The sequence below is a fragment of the Streptomyces sp. NPDC055025 genome, assembly GCF_053608565.1.
Genome location: NZ_JBSGVS010000033.1, coordinates 78,887 through 98,137, shown reverse-complemented (window position 1 = coordinate 98,137; position 19,251 = coordinate 78,887). Strand labels below are relative to the sequence as shown.

Genomic DNA, 19,251 nt, shown 5'->3' with positions numbered 1-19,251 from the left:
GGTGCGCGCAGGCCCGGCGTCCGGGCCGGGGGGCCCCCCCGGGAGGACGGGACACCGGGCCCATGCCGGCGGGACACCGGGTGCGGCAGCGTGAGCCGTGCACGGGGATCCGGCCCAGGACCGGGTGGTCGCCCCTCCTCGGGGGAGAACGGGGCGGGGCACGAGCCGCGGGGGGAGAACGGGGGTGGCGGGATCCCCGTGCGCCGACATGGCGCACGGCGTACGGGAGGGCCCGTACGCCCGGACGAGGGGGAAGCATGGCTGTTCCACAGACGGAACCGATGGCGGGCGGGCGGCGCGGGGCCGATCCGGTGCGGGCGCCGGCCGAGGGCCGGGGCTGGGCCTGGGGCGGTGTGCTCACCGCGCTCGCCGGACTGCTCGTGATCGTGACGGCCGGGCCGCTCTGGCCCTATGACGAGGCGGACATCAGGGACAGCGCCCGTATGGTGGGCCGGTTCGACGGCGCCACCGCGTGGTGGGTCTTCGCCACCCAGATCGCCTTCACCGCGGCCGCGCTGGGCGCGGTCGTCTTCGCGGCGGGGCTGCGCCGACGGCTGGACCGGCAGTGTCCGGCGGGGAGTCTCGTACCGGCGCTCGCCGCCTCCGGGCTGCTGCTGGTCGCGGTGATGAACCTGGTCGGCGCGGGCATGGGCACCGAGATGTTCCACGACATCACCAACCGCGACGCCATGGATCCCGACATGATCATTTCCGGGATGACCCAACTGGGCACCTACGGCTGGCTGTGGTCCGGACTGCTGCTCACCGCCGGCGCGCTGGTCGTGGCCGCCTTCCGGCAGGGGGCGGTGAGCCGGTGGATCGGTGTGATCAGCGCCCTGTTCGGATTCCTCCTGCTGATCACGCAGGTGACGCCCTTTCAGTACATGGCGCTGTTCGTGGGATTCCCCTATCTGCTGGTGCTGGGTGCCGCGTTCGCGTTCGGCCGGACCCGTACCACGGATTGAGACCGTACGACGGGAGACCGTTCGGCGCCGTGGGTCCGTATGGCGCGGTGGGGCCGTGCGGGGGAGTGGGCGGACCGGTGGGAGTGCGGGGAACGGACTGACACCGGGACGGCGGACTGGGACCCTTGGCCGGTGGGGGACACGGGGGACCGGGGCGCGCGTGCCCGGTGGAGGATCGACGGCGGGGGCCATCGCGCCGCCGCCGTCGGCGTGCTCGTCGCGGCCTGGGGGCCGGCCGTGACCGCCCTGGTCCTGATGGGGGTGGCGGGCGCCCCATGGACGCAGGACCAGTGGTTCTTCGTCGTCGACACGGTCGACGCGCTGGTCTACGGACTTGTCGCCGCCGTCGTCCTGTCCCGGCGGCGGCATTTGGTCGCCTGGCTGGTCGCGCTGACCGCGATCGGCGGCGGGGTCGCGGCGGTCACCGCCCAGGCCGTGGCGCTGTGGGCACGCGATGCCGGGGAGGGGGCCGTGCCGCCTCAGTGGACGATCCTCCAGTCCACCGCGTGGGTGCCGGGCACGCTCTCCCTGATCCTCGTCGTGCCCTATCTGGTGTCGGGACGGCGGCCGTCGCCGGTGGCCCGCTGGGCGATCGGCGCCGGGACCGCGGTGATCGTCGCCGTACTGGCGGTCCGGCTGACCGACCCCTGGCCCTGGCCGGCGTACGGCGAGCCGTACGCGCCGCTCGCCGTGCGCAGTACGGCCTGGGCCCGGCTGGCCGAGCCATTGACCCAGATCCTGCTCGGGCTGATCGTGGTCCTCGGTCTCGGCGCCGCGGCCCACACGGGGTGGCGCCGGGCGCGCGACCCGGGCGCGCGGGGGCTGGGCTGGCTGGCGATCGGTACGGCTCTGATCGCGGTCACGTTCCTTCCTCTGGTGCTGTGGCCGACCTCGGACAGCACGGCGGTGCTGCTGTTCACCCCGTTCACCCATATCGCCTCGCAGGCGTTCTTCCCGGCCGCCGTGCTGGTCGCGGTCCTGCGGCAGCGGCTCTGGGGGATCGATCTGGCGGTCAGCAGGACACTGGTGTGGTCACTGCTCACCGGCATGCTGGTGGCCGGGTACTTCGTGACGGTGGCGGTGCTGGGACTCGTCCTTCCCGGGGAGGGCGCCCTCGGCAGGGTGCTGGCGACCGCCGTGCCGGCCGTCGGGATCCAGCCCGCGAGAAGCTGGTTGCAGCGTCGTGTGGACCGGCTGGTGCACGGGGAGGCGGCGGCCCCCGCGCTCAGCCGGGTGGGACGCCATCTCGGCAGCGCGGCCGGCCCGGAGGAGGCGCTGACCGGTATGGCCGAGAGCGTCGCGGTCTCGTTCAACCTCGGCTCGGTACGGGTGCTGGACGCCGACGGCGAGGTGCTGGTCTCGATTTCGCCGGAGGGACCGCCGGACGGAGTGCCGGAGGGACTGCTTGACGGACCGCGGGAGGGATCGCTGGACGGACCACGGGAGGAGTCCCGGGACGAACCGCCCCAGGATCTCGCCCCAGCGGCACACGGGACACCTCTCGCCGTACCTCTGGTGGTACGTCAGGAGAGCGCCGGAACGCTGCTGGTGACCGCGCGGCCCGGCGAACGCCTCGACCGCAGAGCCCGTTCGGCGCTGGAGGAGGTGGCGCCCATCGTCGCCACGGCCGTCCATCTCGCCGCCGTCACCCGGGCGCTGCGCGAGTCGCGCGGCCGGCTGGCCGCCGCAAGGGACGACGAACGACGCGCGCTGCGGCGGGAGTTGCACGACCAGCTCGGCCCGGCCCTGGCCGGTATCGGGCTCGGTCTCGCGGCGGTGCGCAATCTTCTGCCCGATCGCGCGGACACGGCAGACGCCCTGCTCGGCAGGCTCCGTGCGGAAGTCGATGTGCGGGTGGACGAGGTCCGCACGCTGGCCCGGGGACTGGTCCCGCCGGTCCTGGCCGAGCTGGGTCTCGTGGCGGCCCTGCGGGAGTTGGTGATGCGGTACGAGGCGGACGGCCTCGCGGTGGCCGTACGGGACGGGGTCGGCGGCGGGGACAGCGGGGACGGGGATCGGGACCGGGAGTCCGTCCGGGGCGGGGGCGGGGACCGGGGGCGGCCGGCGTACGGCGACCTGCCCGCGAAGGCCGCGGGAGCGGTCTACGCGATCGTGGCCGAGGCGCTGCGGAATGTGTCGCGGCACTCGGGGGCCAGGACCTGCGCGGTGGTGCTGGCCGGGACCGGCTCGGGCGCGGACCGGGTGCTGACCGTGGTGGTCGAGGACGACGGGCACGGTATCGCGGCGGGCGCCAGGTCCGGTGTCGGCAGGCAGTCCGTACAGGAGCGGGCCGAGGAGGTCGGCGGAACGGTCGTCTGGGAGCCGGGCGCCGGCGGTCGGGGCACCCGGCTGATCCTGCGTGTTCCGCTCCGGGAGGAGCTGACCGACGGGGTGGTCGACCGCGCGCGGTGAGTGAGAGGGACGAAGGCGATGACGCGATGACGGCGAGGTCCGCCATCGTGACGGCGGGCAGGCGGGCAGGCGGACAGGTGGGCTGGCGAGCAGGTGGGCCGGGCGGGTTTGGAGGAGCGGGTGGATACGACGGCTGACCGGGAGGACGGAGCGGCAGGGCGGGGCGGAGCCGACGGCGGCCTGCGGATCGTCGTGGTGGACGACCATCCCGTCTTCCGTATGGGTATGGCCGCGCTGCTCGGATCACTGCCCGGTGTGAGCGTGGTCGGTGAGGCGGAGACCTATGACGGGGCCGTCGCCGCCGTCGCCGCGCACCGGCCCGATGTCGTCGTCATGGATCTGCACCTCGGCGACGGAGCGCCCTCGGGTGTCGAGGCCACCCGGGAGATCCTGCGGCTGCGGCCCACGACGGCCGTCCTCGTGGTGACGATGCTGGACGACGACGACTCGGTCTTCGCCTCGATACGGGCGGGCGCGCGCGGCTATCTCCTCAAGGGAGCGACGCCCGCCGAGATCGAGCGCGGGATACGCGCGGTCGCCCATGGCGAGGTGCTGCTCGGTCCCGCGGTGGCCTCACGGGCGATGGCCTATCTCACCGGGCTGCGGGTGCCGGGCACCGCTCCGGTCGCCCTGCCCGAACTGACCGGGCGGGAGCGGGAGGTACTGGATCTGGTGGCCAGGGGCCTGGATAATCTCGCCATCTCGCGACGGCTGGTGCTCAGCCCGAAGACCGTCCGCAACCATCTGTCCAACATCCTCACGAAGCTTCAGGCGGCCAGCAGGGCGGAGGCGATCGTCCGGGCCCGGCAGGCGGGCCTCGGCGGAGAGTGAGCCGAAGCGGACGACTCCGGCGGGTGCACGACTCCCATGAGTGGACGATTCCCGTGAGTGGGCGGTTCCGTTGGGCGGGCGGCTCCGTTGGACGGGCGGTTCCGGTGGGTGAGGCGGCCGGGGGCGGGTGCGGGGGATTCTCATGGGCCTCTCACCAGTCGTTCAGACAATATGCTTAGGCTGAGGACCGTGACGTACACAACTCCGCCGGGCTGGTATCCGGATCCTGGGCACTCGGGCGACGGCCCCCAGCGGGAACGCTGGTGGGACGGTTCCGCCTGGACCGACGAACTCCGCGCCACCTCCACCGAGGAGTGGGCGCCGCCGACCGCGTCCGCCTACCCCGGGTCGCCTCCTTACCCCGCGGCACCACCGCCCGGCCGGGCGAGCCGTGGCCGCCGGATCGCCGTCGGTGTCACCGCCGTGGTCGTGGCGATGGCCATCGCGGGAGGCTTCTATCTGCTCGGCCGTGACGGTGACGGTGACAGCGCGCCGGTGGGTGCCGGCGATGTGCCTTCCACGGCCCCTTCACAGCCCGGACAGCGGACTCCGAACCCGGACGGGCCCGGCGGTCCGGGCGGTCCGGAGGGACCTGGTGGCGGCGAGAGCGGTGCGCCCCAGGTGCCGAGCGAGGACGGCTACGCCACCGACGCGGCCAGCGGAATCAGCATCCCGGTACCGGACGGCTGGACCGGCGAATCCGGGGTGGTCGGTGCCGGGGTGACGACCGGAAAGTACTCCTGTCCCGGGGACACGTCCCAGAGCTGCGTACGGGGCGGGGTGTTCTCCGCTCCCGCGGCCGCGATGAAGATCGAGGCCACCACGCCCAAGGCGGCGGCGGAGAAGGACATCCAGACCAACGCCGAGGAGTCCTACGGCGGGGAGATCTACGGAAAGATCTCCTCCCACGAGGAGCTGAAGTCCGAGGCGGTCACCGTCGCCGGGCAGAAGGGCTATCTCGTGCGGTGGAAGGTCGTCACGAGCAAGGGTGACGACGGTTATGTGCAGTCGCTCGCCTTCACCTCGCCCTCCGCCTCGGGACTCATGGTCGTCGTGCGCTCGGGCTTCGACATCAATGACAAGGCGCCCAAGCTGTCCGTGATGGACGAGATCACCCAGGGCATCAAGGCAGCGGCGGGTGGAGGAAGCGGCAGCGGGCAGGGAGTCTGAACCCGGAGCCCTCGGCCGGCGCCGCTCCCCGGACCGGGGACCGATGGCCGGGGCCGGGGGTGCCACTCCCCGGTGACTGGTGACTGGTGACCGGTGACTGATGACCGGTATCGGTGACCGGTGGTGGCGGGCAGTGGTCGGCGGCCCGTCGGGTCGGTCGTTCGCGTGTGATGTTGTTCCAGGGCGGGTCGCCGTGTGCGGCCCGCCCTGTGGTGTGCGGTGAGGCGGCGAGGTGGGGTACGGCGGTCCTGAGCGGCGTCCGTACCGGTCCGTCGGCCGTACACTCGCCTCATGGTGTGTACACGTGCGGTCAGAGAGTGCCTGCGACAGGCCCCCTGCGCGCTGTGCTCGGCCGCCGCGGCCGCGCTGACCGCGGGAGCGGGTCCGGTGTCCCCACCGGAAGCCGCCTGCCGGGCGCTGCACGGCCACGGCTAGCGCTCTTCCGCCGTCCGGATCGTCCCCCGGGCCGCACCGCTGAGGCCGAACCCTCTGAACCGGCCGCGTCGGGGCCGTGGGGACCCAGGCCCTGTCCTGCGGATCTTCGTGGGCCCGGAACGCCTGGCACGGCACCTCGCCGCGTTGCTCGCCGCGTTGTCGGAGTCGTCCAAGTACGTCCGGTCCATCGACGATGACGATCCTCCGCCTTGCGCTGCACCGCACCAGCCGCCCCGGCTGATCCACGAAGATCCGCCGGACAGGACCTGGCTGCCCGTGAGCCCGGCCGTCCGCTAGCGCCGGTCCTCCCGGCCGGTCCATTCCCGTAACGCCCTGGCGGACCGCCCGCCGGGCCGGTTGACGGCGACCCCACCCGTCGTCTCCGCGCTCATCCCCACCGTCACCACTGTCCTCACCACTGCCCGCACCTCCGCCCTCACCCATGTCGCGTCGCCTCGTCGTGCTGTCGAGCCACAGCCCTCCAGCCACCGCGCCGAGCCGCGATTCCGAGCCGCACCTCCGAGAGGATCCCTGTGAAGTTGAGCGAGTTGCTCGCCGGGTACGACCACGAGACTCTGCGGGGGGATCCGGAGACGGCGATCACCGCGGGCACCTGCTTCGACGCCCACCGGGTGGTGCCGGGTTCGCTGTACATCGCCGTGCCGGGCCACCGCGAAGGCGGCCCCGGGGCCATCGGCCCGGCCCTCGCGCGCGGCGCGGTGGCGGTGCTGCTGGACGCGAAGGCACCGGAGCCCGACGAGTCGGTGTGGGCGCACACGGACGTGTGCGTGGTGCGGGTGGGGGACACCCGTACGGCCGCGTCGGCCGTCGCCTCCCGCTACTACGGGGAGCCCGGGAGGGGGATGGACATGGTGGCCGTCACCGGCACCAACGGGAAGACCTCGGTGTCGTACATGGTCGAGTCCGTGCTGCGGCTCGCCGAGGGCGCGAGGGTCGGGGTCATCGGGACCGCGGGCAGCCGGATCGGCGACGAGGTGATCCCCATGCCGAGATCGGTCCTGACCACGCCCGAATCGCCGGACTTCCAGTATCTGCTGGGGTACATGCGGGACCGGGAGGTCGGCACGGTGGTTCTGGAGGCCACCTCCATGGGCCTGCTGACGCACCGCGTGGACCACGCCTTCGCCGATGTCGGTGTCTTCACCAATCTGACGCAGGATCATCTGGACGACCACGGCACGATGGAGAACTACCGGGACGCCAAACTCCGGCTGTTCCAGGGGCTCTGCCGGCGTGCCGTGGTCAACGCCGACGATCCGGTGGGCGCGGGGATCGGTGCCCTGATGCCCGGCGCCGTGACGACATACGCTCTGGACACCGAGGCGGACTACCGGGCGACCGATCTCACCATGGACGCGTTCGGTACGCGTTTCACCCTCCATCACGAAGGGCGCAAGTATCCGGCGGCGATCCCGGTGCCGGGCCGGTTCTCGGTGGCCAACGCCCTTGCCACCGTGGCCGCCTGCCATCTGCTCGGGCACGATCTGCGCGGACTGGTCGGCGCGCTGGACCGGATGCCACCGGTTCCCGGGCGGTTCGAGCGCTTCGAGACCCGCGGAGGCACCGCCGTCATCGTCGACTACGCGCACTCCCCGGACTCGCTGGAGAAGGTGCTCACCGCCATCCGGGACTTCGCCCGGGGCCGGGTCGTCACCGTCTTCGGCTGCGGCGGCGACCGTGACAGCACCAAGCGCGCCAGGATGGGGGAGATCGCCGGTACGTACTCCGATCTCGCCGTGCTCACCTCGGACAATCCGAGGAACGAGGACCCCGGGGCGATCATGGACCAGATCACCCCCGGTCTGCTGGCCAGCGGCTGCCGCTTCGAGCGGTTCGCGGACCGCCGCTCGGCCATCGCCTTCGCGCTGGCCGACGCGGGCCGGGACGACATCGTCCTGCTCGCGGGGAAGGGCAGCGAGCCGTATCAGATCGTCGGAGACCGATTGCTGCCGTTCAGCGACATGGCGACGGTCCGCGAACTCGCCGGGTAGGCGTGGCCCGGCGTCCGGTGCCCGGCGTCCGGCAGGCGGCTGGCAGTCGGCAGTCGGCGGTGTCAGCCGGCGTTCGGCTCGGCGTCCGGCTCTTTCCCGAGGACGTAGAGCTCGGGCAGGTTGACCACGATCGCCTCCTGTGTGCTGCGGGCGATCACCACCACGGCCTCCTCGTCGGAGCTGGGGTTCTCCTCGCGGTGCGGGACATACGGCGGTACGAAGATGTAGTCGCCCGGCGAGGTGCGGATCCGGATCTCCTCGGGCGTACCGCCGGAGTCGTCGAGGAACACGAACTCCGGGTGCCCCTCGACCACATGGATGGCCGTCTCGGAGGCGCCGTGATGGTGGTTGGAGGACGCCGTGTCGGGCGCAACATGCGTCTGGCCCATCCAGATGCGCTCGGAGCCGACACTGCTGCCGCTGATCGCCGCGAAGCGCCGCATTCCACCGGTCTGCGCGGTGTCGCCGTCGAGCGCGCCGGCCCGGATGTGGTGCAGCCGGGCGCGCAGGGGCGGTGTGCTCCCCGCCTCGCCGTGCTCGTGGTCCTGGTCACGGTCGTGGTCCGGCAGATCGGGGTGGAACGCGTCGTGTCCGGTGGGCGGGGTGTGCGAGGCCATGGAGATCCTGCTCGTCGGGGGGCGGACGCGAGGCCCTGGCCCGGGTCGGGGCCCGGCGAGGGCTCGGCGCCGACGGTAGAGAGCGCGGCGAATGGATGTCAAGATGTGTCCATTACCGCCGAGCAGGCCGTTCCCGGTTCTCGGACGGTTCGTCAGGTACGGAGACCCGCGGGGAGACGGTGCAGATGCAGATATCGGCGAAGGCGGACTACGCGGTGCGGGCGCTCGTCGAACTCGCCGCCGACAGCGCACGGCCCCTGACCTGCGAGGGCATCGCGTCCGCCCAGGACATCCCGTTCCGGTTCCTCAAATCGGTCTTCCGGGATCTGCGGCAGGCCGGTCTGGTCCGCAGCCAGCGCGGCTGTGAGGGCGGTTACTGGATAGGCCGCGATCCGGCCGCGATCAGTGTGGCCGAGGTGATGACCGCGGTCGACGGGGAGTTCCTCACCCTGCGCGGCGCCCGGCCCGACACCCTCGTCTACCCCGGCGCGGCGCGGCGGCTGCCGGACTTGTGGCGCGCGGTCGAGGCCGCCGCGCAGTCGGTGCTCGGGCGTACGACCATCGCCCAACTCGCCGCCGAGGGCGCGGGAGGCGCGAGGGGCGCGGAGCCCCGGAGCACCGGTAAGGGATCCGCCGCCCGCGATGTCTCCCCGGCGGTTCCGGCGTGACCGAGGAGCCCGGGGGAGCGGCGGCAGGTCCGGAGCCGGGGGAAGCGGTCCGGCCACTGGTCCGGATCACCGAGTACACCGACCCCGCCTGCCCGTGGGCCTGGGGGTCCGAGCCGGTCTTCCGGTCGCTGAGACAGACGCTCGGGCCACGTGCGCGGTGGCGGCGGGTCTTCGGGATCCTCTTCGACGAGGACGACGATCCGGCTCCCGACCCGGACGCCGAGGCCCGTTGGTACGAGCGGTTCATCCACGAGGTCACCACCCATACGCACGCGCCGTACGCGCGCCGGCTGCGCCGGCTCACCCGTACGAGCTGGCCCGCGTCCCTCGCCGCCACGGCCGCCGGGTCACAGGGGGCCGAAACCGCCGAACGGGTCCTGCGGCGGCTGCGCGAGAGCACGTTCGTCGTCGGCTCGCCCGCGGACACACCGGACGGGATCCGCAGGGCCGTACGGGGCGTCCCCGGCCTCGACACCGACCGGCTGCTGCGTGACCTGGCCGCTCCACGGACCCGGGAGGCCGTCCGCTCCGACTGGGCGGAGACCCGTGCGCCGCTCCCCGAGGTGCTCGGTCTCGACGGGCCGGGACCGCACCCGGGCCGGGCGAAGGAGGTCGGGGGCCACCGCTGTTACGCGCTGCCGACGCTGCTTTTCGAGGGACCCGGCGGCCGGGTGTGCGTACCGGGGTGGCGGCCTGTCGAGACCTATCTCGAAGCCGCCCGTACGGCCGCCGCCGCGCCGCTGCCCCGTACCCCGGTGCTGTGGTCGCCCGGCGAGGCGCTGGAGCGCTGGCGGAGTCTGACCGGTCCCGAACTCGCCCTGCTCACCGGCGGGTCGGAGCCTCCGCCGGACGCCGTACGGATCGAGACGGGCCACGGTCCGCTGTGGCTGCACCCCGGTGAGACCCGTCCCGAGGCGGTCTGAACAGGGCTGCGGGACAGGCCGGTTCGGTCCGTGCCGAAGGGGTCCGGCGGTAACCGCCGTCCACGCGTGGGCAGATGAAAGCGCAGGTCGTCAGGGTCTCGGACAATGAGACACCAAGAGGTGTCCATTGACAGCGTGCCGCGCGGCGGTGAGGATACGGGGCATGCATCCGATGCACCCCGGTGTGGTCTGCCGCTACGTGGACTATCGGCGCACGTCCAGCGCCCTCTGTCGCTGACCCGACCGCCGACGCGGCCCTTGAGGCCCTGAGGCCCTGAGGCTTCGCCAGGCCCTCGGCACTCCGGCCCTGCCCCGGATTCCCGCGCCGCGACAGCGGTGGCCCGGGGACGTACCCCCGTACACCGGACCTCCGCCGACGACCGGCACGCCGCGAGATCTCCCGCGCGACACTTCCCGCCGTAGCCGTAGCCGTAGCCGTAGCCGTACGCGTCAAGCCGTGCCGGAGTCCCTGCCGGCCCGAGAGGCGGCTGCTTCTCCTCATCCGTGTCCGCCGTCGGCGGTTCCGGTGCTGTCACGCCCCGATGCCGCGGCGACGGACGGTACCGCGCTCCGCCGCGGGCTCGTCCCGCCGCACCGGTCCCGCCCGCCTCGTCCCGCCCTCCTCGCCTCACCGTCCTGCCCGTCTCGTCCGGACCGCCCGGCCGGGCGTCCCTCGGCCCCGCCCGCGTACCCGAGCGCACCGGCACGGCCCAGAAAGGTGGCGTACTCATGCCGGTCCTCCGTACCTCCTCCACCACCGCCGGCGCGGACCGCCCGGCCATCACCCCGGCGTCCGTCCCGCTCTCCCTCCCCGGCCCGGGACGGCGCTCCTTCCTCGGACTCGCCCTCGGCGCGGGCGCCGCACTCGCCCTCAGCGCCTGCGGAGGCGGGTCCACCTCGTCCGCAGGCGGCCGGGGCGGCACCCTCAAATGGGGCTGGGCGCTGCCGACCTCATGGGATCCGGTCACCTCGTCCGCCGGCTGGGACGTGCACTCCCTCTCCCTCGTCTACGCCGCGCTCACCACGCTCGACCAGCGCGGCAACGCCGTCCCCGCCCTCGCCGCCTCCTGGAAGTACAACGAGGACGGCACGGTCGTCACCTTCACTCTCCGCCAGGGGCTGAAGTTCGGCGACGGGACCCCGATCGACGCCACCGCCGTGAAGAAGAGCATCGAACGGGGCCGTGACTACGAGAAGTCACTGATCGCCGCTCAGCTCATCGGCGTCGAGGAGGTCACGGCCGTCGACGCCCGCACCGTCGAACTGCGGCTCGCCGAACCCGACTTCCAGGTTCCCCTGCTTCTCGCGGGCAAGACCGGCATGGTCGTCAACCCCAAGGTCTTCGAGAGCGACGCCGCGAGCCTCGCCACCGAGCCCGCGGGATCCGGCCCGTACACCCTGGTCTCCTACGTCGCCTCGGAGACCAGGCCGCCCAGCGGTCCGGCCGTCGACCCCGCGTACACGGCCCGCTTCGCCCGTGCCCACGAGGACGCGGGATTCGACCGGATCCTCATCGGTTACAGCTCCAGCAGGCCGGACGGGGTCCAAGTGGCCGCGTACGTCGCCGGGCGCACCGAACGGCTCGGTCTGCTCGTCGCCCACCGCCCCGGCTTCATCGCGCCCACGCTGGCGGCCCGTTCCTTCGCGACCCTCGACCAGTTCAGCGGGGGCCGTGTCGCCGTCCACACCATCACCGGCGGCCATGACGCCGAACAGCGCAGGGACGGCGACTACCTGGACAAGGAAGGGCGTTACGACCGCACGGACGAATATCTGTCCATCCTGCGCCGTGCCTGGTCCTCCGCGGAACCCTTCAGTCACGAGGGCCGTCACTACCGCTTCGAGGAGTACGCCTCCGGGGTCCTGCCGGTGCGTGAATCAGGTATTCCGCTCTACTTCGGCGGCTCCTCCGAGGCCGCGTACCGGGTGGGCGGACGGCACGCCGACACCTTCGCGCTGTGGGGTGAGCCGCTCGCCGAGACCGCCGAGCAGATCGCCTCCGTGCGCGCCGCCGCCACGGCGGCGGGACGCGCCGAACCGCCCGGTATCAGCGTCTCCTTCCGTCCGATCCTCGGCGCGACCGAAGAACTCGCCTGGGAACGGGCCCATCGCGTTCTGGACACCATCAAGTCCGGTGCGGGACGCGCCTTCTTCGACCAGGCACGCCACCAGCGGGGGCGGAACGGAGCGCAGAACACCGGCTCGCGGCGGCTGCTCGCGGCAGCCGCCAAGGGCGATCTGCACGACCGCGCCCTGTGGACCCCCACCGCCACGGCCACCGGCGCGGGCGGCAACACGACCGCGCTGGTCGGCACGCCGGAGACCGTCGCGCGGGCGCTGCTCGACTATGTCGACATCGGCGTGACCACACTGCTCATCCGGGGATACGACCCGCTCGACGACGCCATCGACTACGGGCGCGAGCTGATCCCGCTCGTGCGCCAGGAACTCGCCCACCGCGCCGCGACGGCCGCCGCCACCCCCACCGAACCGGCCGCCCCCACCGAACCGGCCACCCCCACCGAACCGGCCAGGCCCACCGCCGACTCCATCGGAAGCACGCGATGACCGACCTGTTCAGCGCCACCGCCCCCGTGTCTGGCCCTGTCCGCGCCACCGGCACCGGCACGGACACGGCTTCCGTTCCGGCCCCCAACGGCGCGGGGGGAACGCGCGGTTGGCAGCCGCCCGCCGGGATCGCCCCGCGCGGCACTCTGCTTCTGCTGCCGGGCCGTGGCGAACACCCCTTGGTCTACGAGCGTTTCGGGCGCCGGCTGTCCGCCGATGGATATGTCGTGCACGCGCTCGATACCACCCCGGACGACAACACCGAAGAGATCCTGGAGCGAGCGGCCGAGGCCGCCGGTCCCGAACCCGTCGGGCCCGTTGTCCTCGTCGGCAGCGATACGGGAGCCCTTCAGGCCCTGCACACGGCCGTGGCGGCCGGCCCGCGGCTGCCGGTCGGGGGCGTCGTCGTCGCAGGGGCCGCCCCGGCCACGCGAGCGGCCGAGCCACGGCCCGGCCCGGTCACCGGCACCGCCCCGGCCACCGCCCCGTCCTTCGGCACCGGCACCCGTACGGACGCCGGCTCGTCCACCCTGTGGGACGACGAACTGGGGGCGCGCACCGCGTGCCCGGCCCACCGCAAGCGGCTCACCGAGGACGGGGGTTTCGTACGGGGACGGCTCACCGCCCCCGTGTCCGCCCGGCTGCTCGCCGACGCCCGGCCCGACGTACCCGTCCTGGTCCTGCACGGCGGGACCGACCCGGTCACCCCGCCCGGGAGGGCACGCGAGCTGGCGGCCCGGCTGCCGCGCGCCACCCTCGGTGTGGTGCGCGAAGGACGGCACGACGTGCTCAACGACGCGTCGCACCGGACCACGGCCGCGGTGCTCGTGCTGTGGCTGGAAAGGCTCCGTGCCGACCCGGAGCTGACCCCGATCCTCACCGTCGAACAGGGCGCCGCCCTGTGACCATCACCCTCACCCAGTGGAAGGGAAGCGGTATGACCGTGTCCACCGAACGCACCGCGGCCGGCACCTCGACCGGCCCCACCGCCGCCGCCGCGGCCGGCGAGATACTGCGCCGCACCCTGCGCCGGCACGCGGCGGGGGTCACCGTGATCACCGTGCCAGGACCCGCCGGATTCACCGCGACCTCGTTCACCTCGGTCTCGCTGGAACCCGCGCTGGTCTCCTTCTGCCTCGGTGTCACGGCCTCGACGCTTCCCGCGGTACAGGCCGCCGACCGCTTCGCCGTTCATGTGCTGGGCTCCGGAAACGCCACACTGGCCCGGCAGTTCGCGCGCAGCGGCACCGACCGGTTCGCGGGGCTGTCGTGGACCGGGAGCCATGACGGTCTCCCCCTGCTGGACGGCGTACCGGCGTGGCTCACCGCCCGGGTGACGCTGCGTCAGCGGATCGGCGACCATGTCCTGGTCGTCGGCGAGGTCGAGGCGGGCGGTGGCCATGGGGAGGGTCCCGCCCTGGTCCATCACGACGGTGCCTTCGCCACGCCCGTACGTCTTCCCCCGCACACCGGCGAGTGATCTCCCTCGGGTCCGGTGCCGGGTCCGGTGCCGAGACCGAGTTCCGGTACGGGTCCGGGCCTGGGCCCCGGCCGAAACGGCACCCGGAACCGGAAGCCGGAACCGGAACCCGAAACGGAACCGGAGCCGCGGCCGGAACCGGAATCCGCACCCGAGCCGCTCCGAGCGCATACCCGAGCCCCCGCCGCCCGCGGGGGCTCGGTCGTTCCATGTCTCCTTCGCCCTGATTCGTTTGTCGAAGGTATGGTCCAACGCGGTGGCCTGAAACGTTCACCACCTGAAGGAGCGGGCACGGTGGGTCGCCGGCCCGCGCCGTACTGACCGCGGCGGCCGGTCCGGCCCGGCGGTTCGGGTCACCTGGTACGACCGGCCTCCGGCCGGCCCGCCACCGGATCGCCGAGGGGCGTCAACCTCCCCGGCGTGCTTCTTTTCTGACGAAGTATCAGTTCCGGAACTTGACGCAGCACCTTGACGGCGCCCGGGGGCGACTCTAGCGTCCGGCAGTCGAGGGGAGCTCCAGTTCGGAGTTCCCCGCCCCCCACCCTCGGACGTCCGCACCGCCAGCGCACGGGCCTCCGGCCAGTGCGAACAGTGTGCGGAATCCTCAACTCCGTTTGGAGTACTCATGAGAACACCGCGGTCCGAGAACGGCCGCCGCGTCAGCAGGGGACGCGTGCGGGCGCTTCTCGCCGGTCTGGTGGCGGTGTGTGCCGTCGCCGCTCAGCTCGTCTTCGGTACCACCGGGGCGGTCGCCCAGGTGGAGAGTGAAGCCACCCGGCAAGCCGCTCCGGCCAAGGCCGCCGCGGCACCCGATGTCGTGCGCGTGGCCGAGTTCCTCGCCGAGTGCAAGTTCAGCCACCGGCTGCCGGACGACCCGATCGTGGTCCCCGGTCTGCCCGGCGGCTCGCACATGCACAGCTTCTTCGGCAGCCACGCGACCGACGCGTACACCAACCTCGGCGATCTGAAGAGCGCGGCGACCACCTGTGACCCGGTCGTCGACCTCTCCGCCTACTGGGTGCCGACCCTCTATGTGAACAACCAGCCCGTCGAGCCGACCGGCACCACGTTCTACTACCTCGGTGAGGGCGTGTCGGACGACATCATCGCCCGTACCCAGCCCATACCCGAGGGTCTGAAGATCGTGGCGGGCAACGCCAAGGCGACGGGACCGAACGACGGGGACACCCGTGCGCGCTGGTCGTGTCTGCACGCGGGCCAGGTCAACCCGTCGAAGGACTTCGTCAACTGCCCGGCCGGCACGATGCTGGAGTCGTACCTCGACTTCCCGCAGTGCTGGAACGGCAGGGACCTCGACTCGGCGGACCACAAGAGCCACATGTCCTACCCGGTGAACAACGCGTGCCCGGCGAGCCACCCGGTCCCCGTGCCCAAGCTGCGCCAGGTCCTGCGGTACCCGGTGAACGGGAACCCGGCAGGATTCCGGCTCGCCTCGGGACCCGGTTACACGATGCACGGTGACTTCTTCAACGCCTGGCCGGCGGGGGAGATGGAGCGGCGCGTCCGTAACTGCATCAACCCGATCATCAAGTGCGGCGCCAACGGGAATCCGTGATGGCGCGGGGCGGCGGCCGGCCGCGCGAGGGCGGGCCGCCGTCCCGTCCGGTCCGCGGGATCCTGGCCGGTGCGCTGCCGGCCACGCTGCTGGTACTGGCCCTGCTCGGCGCGGCGGGCTGTGGCAGCGGCGGAAGCGGTGGCGGCGACGGCCGTGAGAGCGACAGGGGCGGCGCCGGTGCCGTCCCCGCGGCGAGGAGCGGTACGCCGTCCCTCTCCGCCCCCAGCACCGAACCCGGCGGCTACAACGCCACCGACCGTGGCTGGGCCCAGCTCATGGCACCCATGAACGAACGGACCCTGCTCCTTCTCGACCTGGTCGCGGACCGCGCGGCCGACCCCGGTCTGTCGGATCTCGCACGGAGTACGCGAGTGACGCACCGGGACGAGCTGACCCGCTTGCGCGGGCTGCTCCGGGACACGGGAGCGGCGGGGACCAACCCGCACGAGGGTCACGACATGAAGGGAATGATCACCGAGGACGAGCTGCGGAGTGTCTCCGAGAGCCGGGGCAAGGCCTTCGACGCCCTCGCCAAGACCTATCTCCGCGAACATCTGGAACAGGGAATCCTGGTCTCACGCGGTGAGCGGGACTCGGGTGCCGCGCCCGCCGCGACAGACCTCGCCAGGGAAGTGGGAGAGCGTCGCGCCGGGCAGCTGAAGGCGCTGCGTCAGCTGGGCGGCTGACCGTATCCGCGGGCCGCGCCGCCGGCCCTGCCACCGTGCCGGGCACGCGTCCCCGTGCCCGGCACGGTCACGCTCCCGGCGTGCTCCGTCCGATCGGCTCGCGGCGCCGGCCGGTGTCCGTCCGCCGTTCGGAGCGCCGTACGTCCGGAGCACCGGGCGACTCCCGCGCGTTCTCGCCGCCGGCCCCCTCGGGGACCGGCGGCTCCGGTGCCCGGGGACGGACCGGCCGGCCCGGGTCAGACCGGGGCGGCGACGGTCGTACCCAGTGTCTCGGGCCTGCTGCAGTAGGACAGGCCGTCCAGTGACCGGTCGGTGCAGAAGCGCGCCACGAGGTCCGCGAAGTCCGCGATCCGCTCCACCGGGGCGAGATGGTCGGTCTCGTCGATGGTCATGAACCGCGCCCGCGGCAGCCGCGCGGCCACCTCGCGCCCCATCGCGGGTGTGCACAGCGTGTCGTACTCGCCGGTGACGACCAGACTCGGCACGGCGGGCACCGGCTCGGGCCGGTACCACTCGTGCCGCATCAGCCGGGTGTTGTGCTCCGCGGACTTCCGGAGCTGCTCGGGGTCCTGCCCGGCGATCTGCTGGTAGACGAGCCGGGACACGGCCGCGTGCTTACGGACCCGGCCCGTGCCGGGCGGCGACATGAAGCGGTCGGCCAGCTCACGGGCGATGGACTCCGTCTCGCCCTTGTCGATCATGACGGACCAGCGCTCCATCGCCGCCGCGTAGTCCGGCGGGATCCGGGTGGTCATACCGACCAGCAGGAGCCGCGCGAGCATACCCGGGTAGTGCTGGGCGAAGCGCAGCCCGACGGCCCCGCCGTAACACGCGGCGACCAGGTTGACGCGCGGCACGCCGAGTTCGTCGAGCAGCCGCCGGACGGCCGCCGCGAGGAAGTCCACACCGTACGACGCGGGCAGGAAGTCCGCGGTGCCGTACCCCGGCAGATCCACCGTGATGACCTGTCCCAGCGGGCTGAGCCACTTCTCGTGCCGTACCCAGGAGTTGCGGTCCTGGGACGAGCCGCCCAGCACCAGCAGGGGCTCGGTCAGCCGCCGGCCGTGGCGCACCACGCGGCAGGTGTAGCGGAACCCGTCGAACATGAGGTCCCGTTCCTCCACCTGCCCGGCCGTCGCCTCTCCCGTACCCGCTCCCTCGTCGGCCTCCTGCCCCGGGATCAGCGGGCGAGCACCGGGTGATTCCTGGTCCTGGGCGAGGACGGCGTCGATGGACATGGATGACTCCAGAGCTCCGGAAGGGACAACAACGTCCCTGCCTAGCAGTTGATCCGTCCGGATCATGTATCGCTTACCCGATCGTGGGCGGGTCGCGCTCCGTGGCCCGCTGGTGGATTCGAACATCGCTCGCCAGTACTTGACTTCGAGCGCGCTCCAATTCGTAGCCTTCGGGTCATGACCACGCCTCAGCACAAGATCGGATCAGGGTTCGGAGCCCGGAGCACCGCGGCGGACGTTCTGCGCGGTGTCGACCTCACCGGAAAGCTCGCCGTCGTCACGGGCGGTTACTCCGGCCTGGGACTGGAGACGACCCGCGCGCTCGTCGGAGCCGGTGCCCAGGTCGTCGTGCCCGCCCGGCGGCGGGCGACCGCCGAGGAGGCGCTCCGCGGTATCGACGGGGTCGGTATCGACGAACTCGACCTCGCCGATCTCGACAGCGTCCGCGCGTTCGCCGAGCGCTTCCTCGCCTCGGGCCGCACCATCGACATCGTCGTCAACAACGCCGCCGTCATGGCCTGTCCCGAGACCCGGGTCGGCCCCGGCTGGGAGGCGCAGTTCGCGACCAATCACCTCGGCCACTTCGCGCTCGTCAACCGGCTCTGGCCGGCGATCGAGCCCGGCGGGGCGCGGGTGATCTCCGTGTCCTCGTCCGGACACCGCAACTCGCCCATCCGCTGGGACGACCTGTGGTTCGGGACCGGTTACGACAAGTGGAAGGCCTACGGCCAGGCGAAGACGGCCAACGCGCTCTTCGCCGTGCACCTCGACGCACTCGGCCGTGGCGCGGGAGTGCGGGCGTTCTCGCTGCACCCCGGCGGCATCCTCACACCGCTCCAGCGCCATCTGGCCAAGGAGGAGATGGTCGCGGCGGGCTGGATCGACGAGGACGGCAACGCCGTGCACCCCTCCTTCAAGTCCCCGGAGCAGGGTGCGGCCACCCAGGTGTGGGCGGCGACCTCGCCCCGGCTGGCGGACGCGGGCGGGGTCTTCTGCGAGGACTGCGACATCGCGGAGCCGGCATCGGCCGACCCCTCGGTGCCCGGCGGTGTACGCGACTGGGCGACCGACCCCGAGCAGGCGGCGCGGCTGTGGCGGCTCTCGGCCGAGCTGACCGGGGTCGACGCGTTCGCGGCCACCGCCTGACCATCCACGTCCCCCGCCGGCCCGGCGGCCGATCCACTCACCGGACCGGTGGACCGATCACCGGACCGGTGGACCGATCGGCCGGGGAACGTATGATCGAGCGCGGCCCGCCGGGCCTCCGGAGGTGCCCCGATGCCGGAACGACCACCCATGACGCTCACCGGCGCGGTGCTCGACGCGCCCAGCGCCGGCGAGCTGGCCGCGTTCTACCGGCGACTGCTCGGCTGGACGGTGGCGGCGGACGAGCCCGACTGGGTCAAGCTCGTCCCACCGGGCGGAGGCACGGGCCTGGCCTTCCAGACCGAGCCCGGGTACACCCCGCCCGTCTGGCCGTCGGAGTCCGGCCGCCAGCAGATGATGATCCACCTCGACATCGAGGTGGACGACCTGGAGCGCGCCGTCGCCTACGCCGTGGAGCTGGGCGCGACCCTCCACGGCTTTCAGCCCCAGGACGACGTACGGGTCTGTCTCGACCCGGCAGGACACCCCTTCTGCCTCTGGATCCGTACCTGACACCATGGGCT

16 protein-coding genes and 1 pseudogene are annotated in these 19,251 nt (G+C 72.7%); 15 read left to right on the top strand and 2 right to left on the bottom strand.

Features of this window, described 5'->3' with window-relative positions; all coding sequences use genetic code 11:
- The first annotated feature begins 257 nt into the window (after positions 1–257).
- The 5 genes from ACWGDX_RS21170 (at position 258) to ACWGDX_RS21150 (ending at position 7,825) form a co-directional block, all read left to right on the top strand.
- Complete coding sequence (locus tag ACWGDX_RS21170; RefSeq protein WP_453627688.1) at positions 258–965, top strand: hypothetical protein; 708 nt, start codon at positions 258–260, stop codon at positions 963–965.
- A 132-nt stretch (positions 966–1,097) separates the two neighbouring features.
- On the top strand, positions 1,098–3,377 hold the full coding sequence (locus ACWGDX_RS21165; RefSeq protein WP_453627685.1) for a histidine kinase: 2,280 nt from the start codon (positions 1,098–1,100) through the stop codon (positions 3,375–3,377).
- A gap of 120 nt (positions 3,378–3,497) precedes the next feature.
- The gene (locus tag ACWGDX_RS21160) at positions 3,498–4,208 is read left to right on the top strand and encodes a response regulator (RefSeq protein ID WP_453627683.1); all 711 of its coding nucleotides are present in this window, start codon (positions 3,498–3,500) and stop codon (positions 4,206–4,208) included.
- Between the two features lie 189 nt (positions 4,209–4,397).
- A complete protein-coding gene (locus ACWGDX_RS21155; protein WP_453627680.1) occupies positions 4,398–5,378 on the top strand; it encodes a DUF2510 domain-containing protein in 981 nt (326 codons plus the stop codon).
- A gap of 968 nt (positions 5,379–6,346) precedes the next feature.
- Positions 6,347–7,825 (top strand): UDP-N-acetylmuramoyl-L-alanyl-D-glutamate--2,6-diaminopimelate ligase, encoded by a 1,479-nt coding sequence (locus tag ACWGDX_RS21150; protein WP_453627677.1) that lies wholly within the window; start codon positions 6,347–6,349, stop codon positions 7,823–7,825.
- Between the two features lie 62 nt (positions 7,826–7,887).
- Here ACWGDX_RS21150 and ACWGDX_RS21145 read toward each other — a convergent pair whose 3' ends face one another.
- Complete coding sequence (locus ACWGDX_RS21145; protein ID WP_453627675.1) at positions 7,888–8,442, bottom strand: cupin domain-containing protein; 555 nt, start codon at positions 8,440–8,442, stop codon at positions 7,888–7,890.
- A 185-nt stretch (positions 8,443–8,627) separates the two neighbouring features.
- Here ACWGDX_RS21145 and ACWGDX_RS21140 point away from each other — a divergent pair, with 185 nt between their 5' ends.
- The 8 genes and pseudogenes from ACWGDX_RS21140 to ACWGDX_RS21105 all read left to right on the top strand — a co-directional run bounded on the left by ACWGDX_RS21140 (position 8,628) and on the right by ACWGDX_RS21105 (position 16,343).
- Positions 8,628–9,110 carry an RrF2 family transcriptional regulator gene (locus ACWGDX_RS21140; protein WP_453627673.1) on the top strand — a complete coding sequence of 161 codons (483 nt, stop codon included), beginning with the start codon at positions 8,628–8,630 and terminating at the stop codon, positions 9,108–9,110.
- A complete protein-coding gene (locus ACWGDX_RS21135; RefSeq protein WP_453627671.1) occupies positions 9,107–10,033 on the top strand; it encodes a DsbA family oxidoreductase in 927 nt (308 codons plus the stop codon). The genes ACWGDX_RS21140 and ACWGDX_RS21135 overlap by 4 nt, the downstream gene beginning before the upstream one ends.
- 729 nt (positions 10,034–10,762) lie before the next feature.
- Positions 10,763–11,392: pseudogene (locus tag ACWGDX_RS21130) on the top strand (ABC transporter substrate-binding protein); the annotation flags it as partial.
- Between the two features lie 39 nt (positions 11,393–11,431).
- The gene (locus ACWGDX_RS21125) at positions 11,432–12,601 is read left to right on the top strand and encodes an LLM class flavin-dependent oxidoreductase (protein WP_453627710.1); all 1,170 of its coding nucleotides are present in this window, start codon (positions 11,432–11,434) and stop codon (positions 12,599–12,601) included.
- A complete protein-coding gene (locus ACWGDX_RS21120; RefSeq protein WP_453627668.1) occupies positions 12,598–13,506 on the top strand; it encodes an alpha/beta hydrolase in 909 nt (302 codons plus the stop codon). The genes ACWGDX_RS21125 and ACWGDX_RS21120 overlap by 4 nt, the downstream gene beginning before the upstream one ends.
- Entirely contained in the window at positions 13,503–14,081 is a 579-nt protein-coding gene (locus ACWGDX_RS21115) for a flavin reductase family protein (protein ID WP_453627666.1), read from the top strand. Before ACWGDX_RS21120 ends, ACWGDX_RS21115 begins: the two co-directional genes overlap by 4 nt.
- A gap of 625 nt (positions 14,082–14,706) precedes the next feature.
- Complete coding sequence (locus ACWGDX_RS21110) at positions 14,707–15,657, top strand: DUF1996 domain-containing protein (RefSeq protein ID WP_453627664.1); 951 nt, start codon at positions 14,707–14,709, stop codon at positions 15,655–15,657.
- Complete coding sequence (locus ACWGDX_RS21105; protein WP_453627661.1) at positions 15,657–16,343, top strand: DUF305 domain-containing protein; 687 nt, start codon at positions 15,657–15,659, stop codon at positions 16,341–16,343. Before ACWGDX_RS21110 ends, ACWGDX_RS21105 begins: the two co-directional genes overlap by 1 nt.
- Positions 16,344–16,579: 236 nt before the next feature.
- Here the strand turns inward: ACWGDX_RS21105 and ACWGDX_RS21100 are convergent, their stop codons facing one another.
- A complete protein-coding gene (locus tag ACWGDX_RS21100) occupies positions 16,580–17,581 on the bottom strand; it encodes an alpha/beta fold hydrolase (protein ID WP_453627659.1) in 1,002 nt (333 codons plus the stop codon).
- A 177-nt stretch (positions 17,582–17,758) separates the two neighbouring features.
- Between ACWGDX_RS21100 and ACWGDX_RS21095 the strand changes: the two genes are divergently transcribed.
- Both ACWGDX_RS21095 and ACWGDX_RS21090 read left to right on the top strand, forming a co-directional pair.
- A complete protein-coding gene (locus ACWGDX_RS21095) occupies positions 17,759–18,727 on the top strand; it encodes an SDR family NAD(P)-dependent oxidoreductase (RefSeq protein ID WP_453627657.1) in 969 nt (322 codons plus the stop codon).
- Between the two features lie 132 nt (positions 18,728–18,859).
- Entirely contained in the window at positions 18,860–19,240 is a 381-nt protein-coding gene (locus ACWGDX_RS21090) for a VOC family protein (RefSeq protein WP_453627655.1), read from the top strand.
- Positions 19,241–19,251: the final 11 nt, after the last annotated feature.

What these genes read in the sequence shown, in the direction of transcription:
- ACWGDX_RS21120 (WP_453627668.1), top strand. Translation starts at nt 12,598, where the DNA reads ATGACCGACCTGTTCAGCGCCACCGCCCCCGTGTCTGGCCCTGTCCGC.
- ACWGDX_RS21170 (WP_453627688.1), top strand. Translation starts at nt 258, where the DNA reads ATGGCTGTTCCACAGACGGAACCGATGGCGGGCGGGCGGCGCGGGGCC.
- ACWGDX_RS21095 (WP_453627657.1), top strand. Translation starts at nt 17,759, where the DNA reads ATGACCACGCCTCAGCACAAGATCGGATCAGGGTTCGGAGCCCGGAGC.
- ACWGDX_RS21145 (WP_453627675.1), bottom strand. Translation starts at nt 8,442, where the DNA reads ATGGCCTCGCACACCCCGCCCACCGGACACGACGCGTTCCACCCCGAT.
- ACWGDX_RS21100 (WP_453627659.1), bottom strand. Translation starts at nt 17,581, where the DNA reads ATGTCCATCGACGCCGTCCTCGCCCAGGACCAGGAATCACCCGGTGCT.
- ACWGDX_RS21105 (WP_453627661.1), top strand. Translation starts at nt 15,657, where the DNA reads ATGGCGCGGGGCGGCGGCCGGCCGCGCGAGGGCGGGCCGCCGTCCCGT.
- ACWGDX_RS21140 (WP_453627673.1), top strand. Translation starts at nt 8,628, where the DNA reads ATGCAGATATCGGCGAAGGCGGACTACGCGGTGCGGGCGCTCGTCGAA.
- ACWGDX_RS21110 (WP_453627664.1), top strand. Translation starts at nt 14,707, where the DNA reads ATGAGAACACCGCGGTCCGAGAACGGCCGCCGCGTCAGCAGGGGACGC.
- ACWGDX_RS21090 (WP_453627655.1), top strand. Translation starts at nt 18,860, where the DNA reads ATGCCGGAACGACCACCCATGACGCTCACCGGCGCGGTGCTCGACGCG.